This is a genomic window from Streptomyces sp. TLI_55 (assembly GCF_900206255.1).
GTDB lineage: Bacteria > Actinomycetota > Actinomycetes > Streptomycetales > Streptomycetaceae > Streptomyces > Streptomyces aquilus.
In genome coordinates this window covers 1,687,451-1,700,205 of the sequence record NZ_OAOJ01000001.1, presented here as the reverse complement: position 1 = coordinate 1,700,205, position 12,755 = coordinate 1,687,451, and the positions used below count along the sequence as shown (strand labels likewise).

The window sequence follows — 12,755 nt, the reverse complement described above, 5'->3', positions numbered from 1 at the left end:
GTACCAGGGCACACCCACGTCCGCGTACGAACTCGACAGTGATGGAATCCCAGTGATCACCACATCGGGCCTGACCAAGGTCTACCGCTCACGCGGCCGCGAGGTCACCGCCCTCGACGGCGTCGATCTCCACGTCCGCGAAGGCGAGGTGTACGGCGTCATCGGCCAGTCCGGCGCCGGCAAGTCCTCCCTCATCCGCTGCGTCAACCTGCTGGAGCGCCCCACCGCCGGCACGGTCACCGTCGCCGGTCAGGACCTCACCGCCCTCGCCGGGCGCGGCCCGCGGGCCGGCAGGCAACTCCGCGAGGCGCGCAGCCGTATCGGCATGGTCTTCCAGCACTTCAACCTGCTGTCCTCCCGGACCGTCCAGGACAACGTCGAGCTGCCGCTGGAGATCCTCGGCAAGTCGGGGAAGGAGCGCTCGCGCAAGGCCCTCGAACTCCTCGACCTCGTCGGGCTCGCCGACAAGGCAAAGGCCTACCCGGCCCAGCTCTCCGGCGGCCAGAAGCAGCGCGTCGGCATCGCCCGCGCGCTGGCCGGCGACCCCAAGGTGCTGCTCTCCGACGAGGCCACCAGCGCCCTCGACCCGGAGACCACCCGCTCCATCCTCCAGCTGCTGCGCGACCTCAACCGGCAACTGGGCCTGACCGTCCTGCTCATCACGCACGAGATGGACGTCGTGAAGTCGATCTGCGACTCCGCCGCCCTGATGGAGAACGGCCGCATCGTCGAGTCCGGGACGGTCAGCGAGCTGCTCGCGACCCCGGGCTCCGAGCTCGCCACCGCGCTCTTCCCGGTCGGCGGCGAGGCCACCGGCGCCGACCGCACCGTCGTCGACGTCACCTTCCACGGCGAGGCCGCGACCCAGCCGGTCATCTCCCAGCTGTCGCGCACCTACAACATCGACATCTCCATCCTCGGCGCCGCCATCGACACCGTCGGCGGCCTCCAGGTCGGCCGGATGCGCATCGAACTGCCCGGCCGCTACGAGGACAACGTCGTTCCGGTCGGCTTCCTGCGCGAGCAGGGCCTCCAGATCGACGTCGTCGGTGAAGACCTGCTGGTGAAGGAAGGTGCCAAGTGACCTGGTCCGAGATGCAGCCCCTGCTGTCCCAGGCGTGTTGGGACACCCTGTACATGGTCGGCTGGTCCACCGTCATCGCCGTCGTCGGCGGTCTCCCGCTCGGCGTCCTGCTCGTCCTCACCGACCGGGGCGGACTCCTCCAGAACCTCGTCGCCAACAAGGTCATCGGGCAGGTCGTGAACGTTGCCCGCTCGATGCCGTTCATCATCCTGATGGTCGCGCTGATGGGGTTCACCCGCTCCATCACGGGCACCACCATCGGCCGTGAGGCCGCGATCGTGCCGCTCGCCATCGGGGCGATCCCGTTCTTCGCGCGTCTGGTCGAGACGGCTGTCCGCGAAGTGGACGGCGGACTCGTCGAGGCCGTGCAGTCGATGGGCGGCAACACCTGGACGATCGTCCGCAAGGTCCTCGTACCGGAGTCGCTGCCCTCGCTGATCGCCAGCACCACGACCACGATCGTGGCGCTCATCGGCTACTCCGCCATGGCCGGCACCGTCGGCGCCGGCGGCCTCGGCGACATCGCCATCCGCTACGGCTACCAGCGCTTCGAGACCCAGCTCATGTGGATCACCGTCGCGATCCTCGCGGTCGTCATCTCGCTGATCCAGTTCGCCGGCGACTTCGCGGCCCGCTCCCTGCACAGCCGCGGCGGCAAGACGGGACCGGCGCCGAAGCTGCGGCTGCTGAAGGCCGCGACGGCGGACACCAAGACCGTCTGACCTCGCCCCCCTCACCCCCAAAAACTTCCCCGCACCACAAACGCGGGGTCGCTCTGCCCAAAAGGAAAGGCACTTTTCGTGCGTAACACCGCAAAGCTCACCACCGCCGTCCTCGCCGCCGGAGCCCTCACCTTCGGGCTCACCGCCTGCGGCTCCGAGGACTCCTCCTCCGCCGGGTCCTCCTCCGACTCCAGCGGACCGCTGGTCGTCGCCGCGAGCCCCGTCCCGCACGCCGAGATCCTCACCTACGTCAAGGACCACCTGGCGAAGAAGGCGGGCCTCGACCTGGAGGTCAAGGAGTTCACGGACTACGTCACGCCGAACACGGCGACGGAGGACGGCTCGGTCGACGCCAACTACTTCCAGAACCAGCCGTACCTCGACGACTTCAACAAGAAGAACGGCACCCATGTCGTGCCCGTCGTGACGGTCCACCTGGAGCCGCTCGGCCTCTACTCCCACAAGGTGAAGAGCGCCGACGCGCTGAAGAGCGGTGCGACGGTCGCGGTCCCGAACGACAGCGTCAACGAGGCCCGTGCGCTCAAGCTGCTCGCCGCCAACGGGATCATCACGCTCAAGGACGGCGTGGGCAACGAGGCGACCCCCGCCGACATCACCAAGAACCCCAAGAACCTCAAGTTCAAGGAGCTGGAGGCGGCCCAGACCCCGCGCTCCCTGGACGACGTCGACGCGGCCGTCATCAACGGCAACTACGCCATCGAGGCCGACCTGTCCCCGGCCAAGGACGCCCTCGTCCTGGAGTCCGCCAAGGACAACCCGTACGGCAACTTCCTCGCGGTGAAGGACGGCAACGAGAACGACCCGCGCGTGAAGAAGCTCGCGAAGCTCCTCACCTCCGCCGAGGTGAAGAAGTTCATCGAGGACAAGTACGACGGCTCCGTCATCCCCTCCTTCTGAGGCACCCGACATGCGCAAGACACTCACCGCCGCCTCGGTCCTCGCTCTGGCGCTGGGGCTCGCCGCCTGCGGTTCGGACTCCGGTGACAGCGGCGGTGGTGACGACGGCACCCTGGTCGTCGGCGCCACCGCCGTCCCGGCCGGCGAGGTCCTGACGTACATCAAGGACAACCTCGCCGAGAAGGCGGGCCTGAAGCTGGAGATCAAGGAGTTCACGGACTACGTCCTGCCGAACACCGCGCTCCAGGAGGGCTCGCTGGACGCGAACCTCTACCAGAACAAGCCCTACCTGGACGACTTCAACAAGTCCAAGGGCACCGACCTCGTACCGGTCGTGGACGCCTACCTCCCGCCCATGGGCGTCTACTCGAAGAAGGTCACGGACGTCACGAAGCTCGCCGACGGAGCCACCGTCGCCGTGCCCAACGACACCACCAACGAGGGCCGCGCGCTGAAACTCCTCGCCGCCAAGGGCGTCATCACGCTCAAGGACGGCGCGGCCACCGACGCGTCCCCCGCGGACATCGAGGCCAACCCCAAGCACCTGAGCTTCAAGGAGCTGGAACCCGCCCAACTGCCGCGCTCGCTCGACGACGTGGCCGCCGCGGTCATCAACAACAACTACGCCCAGGACGCGGGCCTCAGCCCCACCGAGGACGCGATCCTCCTGGAGTCGGCGAAGGACAACCCCTACGCCAACCTCCTCGCCGTCAAGCGCGGCAACGAGGACGACCCCCGGGTCGAGAAGCTCGCGGGGCTCCTGACCTCCGCGGAGGTCAGGAAGTTCATCGAGGACAAGTACCAGGGCAGCGTCCTGCCGGTCACCACCGGCTGACGGCGCGTATACCGCGTATCGCCACGCACAGGGTCCACTCGCTCACCCCGGGTGGACCCTGTAGTGCGGTCCAGTGCTTTCATGCTGCATGCTGGGCAGTTCAGCAGGACCCCGGCAGGACTTGAAGGTTTTCCGAAGGTTACGGAGCGGCGCATGACTAGCACCTTCCCCAACATCTCCATCAGCACGGAGCGGTTGGTGCTGCGTCCCCTCGACGAGGACGATGTGGCCGCCCTGACCGAGATGATGAACGACGAGCAGATCGCCGCCTGGACCGACGTCCCCCAGCCCTTCACCGAGGAGAACGCGCGCGGCTGGATCACCGAGTACGCGCCCACCGAACGCGCCGCGGGCCGCGGCCTCGACCTCGCCGTCACGGAGTTCCTCACCCAGCGCCTCGTCGGCATCGTCCAGCTCACCAAGACCAACTGGCACATCAGGTCCACCGAACTGTCGTACATCATCGCCCCCTGGGCCCGCGGCGAGGGCTACGCCTCCGAGGCCGCCCTCGCCACCGCCCAATGGCTGTTCACCGACCAGAAGTTCGAGCGCATAGAGCTCCGTACGGCCGCCGACAACACCGCCTCCCAGCAGGTCGCCCAGAAGATCGGCTGCATCAGCGAGGGCGTCCTGCGCAACGCATGCATAGCGCGCGTCCGCACCGAGGACGACACCTGGGCCGACGTCCGCACCGACTTCATCGTCTGGAGCCTGCTGCCGGAGGACCTGGAGGGCGGCGCGGGAGAGCAACTGTCCGACTCCGACGGTTTCACCTCGTACGGCGACTGGAACTGAACCAGGGGGCGGCCAAGGGACCACCGCCGCGTTCACCGGGTCGACCAGGTACTCTCACGGAGCCCGCCCCCTGACGACCTGCGCAAACCCTGGAGACTGACGACGATGGCCGACCGGGTCACGGTGATCGGCTGGGACGGCTCGCCCCTGACGGCCGCGGCACGCGCCGCGCTCGGCGCCGCCACGCTGGTGGCGGGCGCCGCCCACCACCTGGCACTGCCCGAGGTGCCGCCCGCCGCCGAGCGCATCCGCCTCGGCAGCGTCTCGCTGGCCGCCCGCCGGATCGCCGGCCACCGCGGCACCGCGGTCGTCCTCGCCGACGGCGACCCCGGCTTCTTCGGAGTCGTACGGACCCTGCGCGCACCCGAGTTCGGCCTGGAGGTCGAGGTCGTCCCCGCCGTCTCCTCGGTCGCCGCCGCCTTCGCCCGCGCAGGCATGCCCTGGGACGACGCCCAGGTGGTCGTCGCACACCGCCGCACCCTGCGCCGCGCGGTGAATGTGTGCCGCGCCCACACCAAGGTCGCCGTCCTCACCTCACCCGGCGCGGGCCCCGCCGAACTCGGCCTCCTCATGGAGGGCGTCCACCGCACCTTCGTCATCTGCGAGGAACTCGGCACCGACCGCGAACAGGTCACCATCCTCACCTCCGACAAGGCTGCCGACCACACCTGGCGCGACCCCAACGTGGTCATCGTCATCGGCGGCCCGGTCAGCGCGGGCGAGGACGGCGGCTGGATCTCCGGACGCGACCCGGCCACCGGACCCCGCGGCTGGACCCAGCCCGCCGAGGCGTACGACGGCCCGCTCGGCGAGGGCGAGACGGATCTGCTGCGCGCGGCCCAACTCGCCCGCCTCGGCCCGCGCGTCGGCGACCTCGTCTGGGACATCGGCTGCGGCAGCGGCGCCTTCGCAGTCGAGGCCGCCCAGGCCGGCGCCGCCGTCATCGCCGTCGACCACGACCTCACCGCCTGCGGCCGCACCGACGCCGCCGCCCGCCGCTTCGGCGTCCAGCTCCAGATCGTCCGCGGCACCGCCCCGCACGTCCTGGAGAACCTGCCCGAACCGGACGTCGTCCGCGTCGGCGGCGGGGGAGCCGCGGTCGTCTCCGCGGTCGCCGACCGCCGCCCGCAGCGCATCGTCGCCCACGCCTCGACCCGCGACGAGGCCGAACTCATCGGCCGCGACCTCACGGAGCACGGCTACCACGTCGAGTGCGCCCTCCTGCAGTCCCTCGAACTCGACACCAGGGCTTGGACGGAGAAGGAACGGAGCGTCGCGTTCCTGCTCAGCGGGGCGCTCGCCGATCGCACGGTGTGACTCTGTACGCCGTCCCGGTGATCCTGTTGTCGTACCGCGCGCGGTAGGCTGGCCGACTGTTGTACCGCACCCGGTGGCCCGGTCTTTCGTTCGTCAATGTCCGGAAAACGCGCCCGTTTTGGGGTGGGTGTGGTACGGCAGAACCGGAGGACGCGCAACGTGGCGCAGTCCACAGCGGGCTGTCGCGGATCAACCTGTCGCGACGGGGGAACGGCCGGGACAATGCCAGTTAATGGCTTTGTCGTCTTTCTCGGCGGGCCGTTCGTGCCGCTGGGCACGCACGCTCGTTCTTCACTGCGGGGGCGGTCGGTGCGCCGTTCCCGGTGAGCTGGTCGTAGAAGCACTAACCGATGGGCGAGGGGTACGCATGACCGACACCGGCCAGGTCCCGGGCGAGGGGCTGCCGGAGAACGCAGGCATGGTGGAGCAGCCGGGCGTCCCCGCGCACGGTGCGTACACCTACCTCTCCGAGACCACCGCCGAGGACGAAGACCTGTTGCTGCTGCCGGGTGCCCAGGGCGCATGGGGCAACGAGGTCGCCCCGCCCGCACCGGAGCCCGTCGTCGAGACCGTGCACGCGCCGCCGGCGGAAGCCGCGCAGGAGCCGCCGACGGACCCGACGCACCAGGCCTTCACGGACCCGGCGCAGGCCTTCGCGGACCCGGCGCAGGCCTTGGCGGATCCTGCGCACCACGCCCTGGCGGATCCTGCGCACCAGGCCTTCGCGGATCCTGTGCACCAGGCCTTCGCGGACCCAGGTCACCAGCCCCTCGCGGACGCGGCGCACCAGCCCCTGGCTGACGGGATGCACCAGCCGCCCGCCGACGCGGCGCACCAGCCCTTCGCCGAGCCCGCGCAGGAGGCCCTCGGGGCTCCGGTGCCGGACGCCTCTTACGGGGACGGTGTGCACGAACCCGGTCCGCACGAGATGTCCGGTCGCGACAGCGGCTCGGTCGACCTCGGTGGCGTCCGCCTGCCCGCCCCGCAGCCCGCAGCCACGGCCCGGTCGGCTCCGTCGACGCCGATCCCGCCGATCACGCCCCGCCGGCCCCTGCACCTCGGCCCGCCCATCCCCGACGCCTCCGCGAGCCCGGTCCGCTCCCTCGCCGACCGCGGCCCCGCGGGCGCGCCCACCCGTCACGCGGGCCCGCCGACCTCGGGCCCCGAGTACCTCGACGTCCCCCAGCCCTTGCGCGAGATGGCCCCACAGGGCGCCACCGCCTGGGGCGCCCCCGCTCCGGCGGGCGCGGTGGCCCAGACTGCCGAAACGGTTGTCCCGACCGCCGGCCCCGCGGTCCAGCACGCCCCCGAGCCGGTGGGCGCGGCCCAGGCCGCGGTCGCCCGCGTGGCCACACAGACGGGTGCCGTTGGTGGGGAGGCGCAGTCGGAGTCGGCGCCGGTCGGGGACGAAGGCGTTCTGGTTGAGGGCGAGGGTGTGCCCGTCGCCGGTGCGGGCGTCGACGCGGACGGTGGGACGGTCCCCGCGGACGAGGCGGTGGTCCCTGCGGCTACTGATGCTCCTGCCGCTTCCACGGCTCCTGTGAACTCCGCGGCCTCTGAGGCTTCTACGGCGGCTCAGGCGCCGGATGCCGGGGAGGTTCCGGCCACCGTGTCCGAGACCGGCGCTGCCGGTGTCGGGGAGCAGCCCGTCGTCGACGCCGCTGTCACGGACGCCGGTCAGGACCAGGTCGTCGGGGTGGCCCCCGAGGCTGAGGCCGCACACACGGTCGACGCCGCTCAGGGCATCGAACCCCCGGTCGCATCAGAGCCCGCCGAGACCGAGGAGCTCATCGCCCCGCAGCCTCAGGAGGCGCCGGTCGCTGAGGTTCCCGCTGACGCAGGACAGCCTGTCGCTGCTGAGGCCTCCGACCCTGCTACCGACCTGCCCCAGGGGCCCGCCGCACCTGAGGTCGCCGAGCCCGAGGCCACCGCGCCCACGGCTCCCGCGCCCGAGGTCGTACCGGCCCCCTCGGAGGCAGACGTGGAGCAGCCCGCGTCGGAGCCCCCGCTCGCCGCAACCCCCGAGGCCGACGGCGCAACCCTCGATGCCGAAGCCACGGCTCCCGAGGCCGCCGCCACGCCCTCCTCCGCCGCGGTCGCCGACCAGCTCGCGCAGCCGGAGGGCGCCCCGGCCACGCCCGCCGAACCCATTGCCGCCGCCGCAGCCACCGTCGTAGAACCGTCGCCCGAAGCCACCCCCGGCACCGAACCGTTGCCCGGTCCCGCGGACATCACCCAGGCGCAGACCGAGCAGCCGGCCGACCTCGACCCGCAGCAGGCCGACCCCGCCGCTCAGCAGGCCGACCCCACCGCATCTCACAACGCGGTCGCCGCATCCCACACTCCGGACGACCCGCAGCCCGAGGCTCCGGCAGCCACCCCCGTGGACGCACCGGCTACCGCGCCCCTGGACGCACCGGCTCCCGCGCCCTTGACGGACGCGGCCCACCCCGCCGACCTCCAGCCCGCCCCCGCCTCCGAGCCCGCGCAGGCCCCCGCACCGGCAGACGCCCCTCAGGCAGACACCCCGCAGCCGTCCGCCCTGCCCACACCCCCGCACGCACTGGCCGACCAACCCGCAGGCCCCCAGGTCCTGTTCATGGACCAGGCCACGCCCGCACAGACCCCGGCCGCCCCGGACCTCGCGTCCGGCGCCCCGTGGACCTCCCACCCCGAGCAGCCCGTGGGGCAGTTCGTCCCGGTGGAGGGTTCGGTGCCGACCACACCGCACCTGGCCCCCACCCCGCCGCAGCCGCTCGTCCTGCCCGCCGAAGCGGCGGAGACCGCAGAGGCCGGACAGGCGCCCGAGACCGGCGCGGCCGAGGCACTCCCGGCTCAGGGCCAACCCGCCGTCCCCGCCCCCCGAGACGGCGACGGCGACCCCGAACTCGACGACGCAGTACTCGCACAGAACGCCGACGACCTGGACACCCGGGCCGCCGATCAGGAAGAAAGCACGGCCACCGTGGAAGAAGTACGTCAGTCCACCGGCCCGGCCGCGCCCGCCTACGACGATGCCGAGCGCGAGGCCGTCCTCAAGGTCATGCGCGAGCGCCGCGACATCCGCAACGGCTTCCGCAGCGACCCCATCCCGCACGAGGTGCTGCTGCGCGTCCTGGAGGCGGCCCACACGGCCCCGTCCGTCGGCCACTCACAGCCGTGGGACTTCGTCGTCATCCGCTCCGCGGACACCCGGCGCAGCATGCACGAGCTGGCGATGCGCCAGCGCGACGCGTACGCCAAGTCCCTGCCCAAGGGCCGGGCGAAGCAGTTCAAGGAACTGAAGATCGAGGCGATCCTCGACACCCCGGTGAACATCGTCGTCACCGCCGACCCGACGCGCGGCGGCCGCCACACCCTCGGCCGCCACACCCAGCCCCAGATGGCGCCGTACTCCGCCGCGCTCGCCGTCGAGAACCTCTGGCTCGCCGCCCGCGCCGAGGGCCTCGGCGTCGGCTGGGTCAGCTTCTTCGACGAGCGCGAGATGGTGCGGGCGCTGGGCCTGCCCGAGCACCTCGAAGTCATCGCCTACCTGTGCGTCGGGTACGTCGACGAGTTCCCGGACGAGCCCGAGCTGATGCAGGCCGGCTGGTCCAAGCGCCGCCCGCTGTCGTGGGTCGTGCACGAGGAGACGTACGGCCGCCGCGCGCTGCCCGGCGAGGAGCCGCACGACCTGCTGGCCGAGACCGTCTCGCAGATCCGCCCGCTGGACGCCAAGGCGCTCGGCGAGGCCTGGGAGCGGCAGAAGCGGATGACCAAGCCCGCCGGCGCGCTCGGCATGCTGGAGATCATCTCCGCGCAGCTGTCCGGCCTGTCCCGCCAGTGCCCGCCGCCGATCCCGGAGCCCGCGGCCGTCGCGATCTTCGCCGGCGACCACGGCGTGCACGCCCAGGGCGTCACCCCCTGGCCGCAGGAGGTGACGGCCCAGATGGTGGCCAACTTCCTGGGCGGGGGCGCGGTCTGCAACGCGTTCGCGAGCCAGGTGGGCGCCGAGGTCTGCGTGGTGGACGTAGGCGTCGCCGCCGACCTCCCCGCCACCCCCGGTCTCCTGCCCCGCAAGGTCCGCGCGGGCACGTCCGACATGACCACCGGCCCCGCGATGACCCGCGAGGAGGCCAAGCAGGCCATCGAGGTCGGCATCGAGACGGCCCGCGACCTGGTGGCGGCCGGCAACAAGGCGCTGCTGACCGGCGAGATGGGCATCGCGAACACCACGGCGTCCGCTGCCCTGATCTCCGTCTTCACGGACACCGACCCGGCCGAGGTCACGGGCCGCGGCACGGGCATCAACGACGAGACCCTCGCCCGCAAGACCGAGGTCGTCCGCCGTGCCATCGAGGTGCACCAGCCGGACCCGGCCGACCCCATCGGCGTCCTCGCGGCGATCGGCGGCTTCGAGCACGCGGCGATGGTCGGCCTCCTGCTGGGCGGCGCCTCCCTGCGCACCCCGGTGATCCTGGACGGCGTCAGCGCCGGCGCCGCCGCGTTGGTCGCCCGCGCGATCGCCCCCGAGGTCCTCGCGGCCTGCATCGCGGGCCACCGCAGCGCCGAGCCCGGCCACGTGGCCGCCCTGAACAAGCTCGGCCTGCGCCCCCTGGTCGACCTCGACCTCCGCCTCGGCGAAGGCACCGGCGCCCTCCTGGCCCTCCCGCTGGTCCAGAGCACGGCGAGGGCGATGCACGAGGTGGCGACGTTCGACTCGGCGGGGGTAACCGAGAAGTAGCGGGTGCTCCGACACGGGCAGGGGCTGGGTACGCCAGTCCCGGGTCCCATGTCAGCTGCCCGTGGGGCTGTGGGCAGTCGTTCCGCAGGGCGGAACGGGTGGGCACAGCCCCACGCACCCGCACCCGGCCACGATGCCCAACCACTGGACACCTGAGCCCGCCCCCGCGCCCACCCCGTAAAATCCGCACGTCAGAGGCCTGCAAGCCATCGCACTGCCTGCCCGAGGAGCCGCCCCTCATGGCCGAAAACCCCGCCTACCCCGTAGGCCTCCGCCTCACCGGCCGCAAGGTCGTCGTCCTCGGCGGCGGCCAGGTCGCCCAGCGCCGCCTCCCGGCCCTGATCGCGGCGGGCGCGGACATCCTCCTCGTGTCCCCCGAGGCGACCCCCTCCGTCGAGGCCATGGCGGACGCGGGCGAGATCACCTGGGAGAAGCGCCCCTACGCGACCGGCGACCTCGCCGACGCCTGGTACGCCCTCATCGCCACCAGCGACCCCGAGGCGAACACCGCGGCCTCCGCCGAAGCCGAGACCCACCGCGTCTGGTGCGTCCGCTCCGACGACGCCGACCAGGCCACCGCCTGGACCCCCGCCACCGGCCACAGCGAAGGCGTCACCGTCGCGGTCCTCACCACCGACGCGCGCGGCCGCGACCCCCGCCACACCGCCGCCATCCGCGACGCGGTCGTCGAGGGCCTGCGCGACGGCACCCTCGTCGCCCCCCACCACCGCACCCGCACTCCGGGCGTCGCCCTGGTCGGCGGCGGCCCCGGCGACCCGGACCTCATCACGGTCCGCGGCCGCCGCCTGCTCGCCGAGGCCGACGTCGTCATCGCCGACCGCCTCGGCCCCCGCGACCTGCTCGCCGAACTCCCGCCGCACGTCGAGGTGATCGACGCGGCGAAGATCCCGTACGGCCGTTTCATGGCCCAGGAGGCCATCAACAACGCGCTGATCGAGCACGCCAAGCAGGGCAAGTCCGTCGTACGGCTGAAGGGCGGCGACCCCTACGTCTTCGGCCGTGGCATGGAGGAGCTGCACGCCCTCGCCGAGGCCGGCATCCCCTGCACCGTCGTCCCTGGCATCTCCAGCTCCATCTCGGTCCCGGGCGCGGCCGGCATCCCGGTCACCCACCGCGGGGTCGCACACGAGTTCACGGTGGTCAGCGGCCATGTCGCCCCTGACGACGAACGCTCCCTGGTCGACTGGCCGGCGCTCGCCCAGCTCACCGGCACCCTGGTGATCCTCATGGGCGTCGACAAGATCGGCAGGATCGCCGAGACGCTGGTCGCCCACGGCAAGCCGGCGGACACCCCGGTAGCCCTGGTCCAGGAGGGCACCACGGCCGCCCAACGCCGCGTGGACGCCACCCTCGCGACGGTCGCCGAGACGGTCGTACGCGAGGATGTGAAGCCCCCCGCGGTGATCGTCATCGGCGCGGTCGTCACCGTAGGCCCGGGAACATCCGAGTAACCCCGGGTAACACATCTCGTACCCAGCCGTTGGCACCGCACCCAGAGCAAGGCAGTATCACCCTGTGGCCGATCTCATCACCGTCGAGGACCCCGACGACCCGCGCCTGCGCGACTACACAGGCCTGACCGACGTGGAGCTGCGCCGCAAGCGCGAACCGGCCGAGGGCCTGTTCATCGCCGAGGGCGAGAAGGTCATCAGACGGGCCAAGGACGCCGGCTACGAGATGCGTTCGATGCTGCTGTCCGCCAAGTGGGTCGACGTCATGCGCGATGTCATCGACGAGCTCCCGGCGCCGGTCTACGCCGTCAGCCCGGAGCTCGCCGAGCGGGTCACCGGCTACCACGTGCACCGCGGCGCGCTCGCCTCCATGCAGCGCAAGCCCCTGCCGACGGCGAGCGACCTCCTCCAGACGGCCCGCCGGGTCGTGGTCATGGAGTCGGTCAACGACCACACCAACATCGGCGCGATCTTCCGCTCGGCGGCGGCCCTGGGCATGGACGCGGTCCTGCTCTCCCCGGACTGCGCGGACCCGCTCTACCGCCGCAGCGTGAAGGTCTCGATGGGCGCGGTCTTCTCCGTCCCCTACGCCCGTCTCGACACCTGGCCCAAGGGCCTGGAGTCGGTCCGCGAGGCCGGCTTCACGCTCCTCGCCCTCACTCCGGACGAGAAGGCCAAGACCCTCGACGAGGCGGCTCCGCACAAGATGGACCGCGTCGCCCTGATGCTCGGCGCGGAGGGCGACGGCCTCTCCACCCAGGCCCTGGTCGCCGCCGACGAATGGGTCCGCATCCCGATGGCCCACGGCGTCGACTCCCTCAACGTCGGCGCGGCGGCAGCGGTCGCCTTCTACGCGGTGGCCACGGGCCGCCCCGACCTGTAAGCCCGC

The 12,755-nt window shown here is 72.1% G+C and carries 9 protein-coding genes; all 9 read left to right on the top strand.

Annotated features, from left to right (window positions below; all coding sequences use genetic code 11):
• The first annotated feature begins 52 nt into the window (after nt 1-52).
• The 9 genes from CRP56_RS07915 to CRP56_RS07875 all read left to right on the top strand — a co-directional run bounded on the left by CRP56_RS07915 (nt 53) and on the right by CRP56_RS07875 (nt 12,749).
• Complete coding sequence (locus CRP56_RS07915) at nt 53-1,084, top strand: methionine ABC transporter ATP-binding protein (RefSeq protein WP_097273826.1); 1,032 nt, start codon at nt 53-55, stop codon at nt 1,082-1,084.
• Complete coding sequence (locus CRP56_RS07910) at nt 1,081-1,806, top strand: methionine ABC transporter permease (RefSeq protein ID WP_097261617.1); 726 nt, start codon at nt 1,081-1,083, stop codon at nt 1,804-1,806. Before CRP56_RS07915 ends, CRP56_RS07910 begins: the two co-directional genes overlap by 4 nt.
• A gap of 78 nt (nt 1,807-1,884) precedes the next feature.
• Entirely contained in the window at nt 1,885-2,724 is an 840-nt protein-coding gene (locus CRP56_RS07905) for a MetQ/NlpA family ABC transporter substrate-binding protein (RefSeq protein ID WP_097261616.1), read from the top strand.
• A gap of 10 nt (nt 2,725-2,734) precedes the next feature.
• Complete coding sequence (locus CRP56_RS07900; protein ID WP_097261614.1) at nt 2,735-3,559, top strand: MetQ/NlpA family ABC transporter substrate-binding protein; 825 nt, start codon at nt 2,735-2,737, stop codon at nt 3,557-3,559.
• Between the two features lie 153 nt (nt 3,560-3,712).
• Entirely contained in the window at nt 3,713-4,354 is a 642-nt protein-coding gene (locus CRP56_RS07895) for a GNAT family N-acetyltransferase (protein ID WP_179850967.1), read from the top strand.
• A 105-nt stretch (nt 4,355-4,459) separates the two neighbouring features.
• Entirely contained in the window at nt 4,460-5,671 is a 1,212-nt protein-coding gene (cbiE, locus tag CRP56_RS07890; protein ID WP_097261611.1) for a precorrin-6y C5,15-methyltransferase (decarboxylating) subunit CbiE, read from the top strand.
• Between the two features lie 367 nt (nt 5,672-6,038).
• A complete protein-coding gene (gene cobT, locus CRP56_RS07885; protein ID WP_097261608.1) occupies nt 6,039-10,394 on the top strand; it encodes a nicotinate-nucleotide--dimethylbenzimidazole phosphoribosyltransferase in 4,356 nt (1,451 codons plus the stop codon).
• 239 nt (nt 10,395-10,633) lie between these two features.
• Complete coding sequence (gene cobA, locus CRP56_RS07880; protein WP_097261606.1) at nt 10,634-11,866, top strand: uroporphyrinogen-III C-methyltransferase; 1,233 nt, start codon at nt 10,634-10,636, stop codon at nt 11,864-11,866.
• Nucleotides 11,867-11,930: 64 nt separating this feature from the next.
• A complete protein-coding gene (locus CRP56_RS07875; protein WP_097261604.1) occupies nt 11,931-12,749 on the top strand; it encodes a TrmH family RNA methyltransferase in 819 nt (272 codons plus the stop codon).
• Nucleotides 12,750-12,755: the final 6 nt, after the last annotated feature.

What these genes read in the sequence shown, in the direction of transcription:
- CRP56_RS07900 (WP_097261614.1), top strand. Translation starts at nt 2,735, where the DNA reads ATGCGCAAGACACTCACCGCCGCCTCGGTCCTCGCTCTGGCGCTGGGG.
- CRP56_RS07895 (WP_179850967.1), top strand. Translation starts at nt 3,713, where the DNA reads ATGACTAGCACCTTCCCCAACATCTCCATCAGCACGGAGCGGTTGGTG.
- cbiE (WP_097261611.1), top strand. Translation starts at nt 4,460, where the DNA reads ATGGCCGACCGGGTCACGGTGATCGGCTGGGACGGCTCGCCCCTGACG.
- cobT (WP_097261608.1), top strand. Translation starts at nt 6,039, where the DNA reads ATGACCGACACCGGCCAGGTCCCGGGCGAGGGGCTGCCGGAGAACGCA.
- cobA (WP_097261606.1), top strand. Translation starts at nt 10,634, where the DNA reads ATGGCCGAAAACCCCGCCTACCCCGTAGGCCTCCGCCTCACCGGCCGC.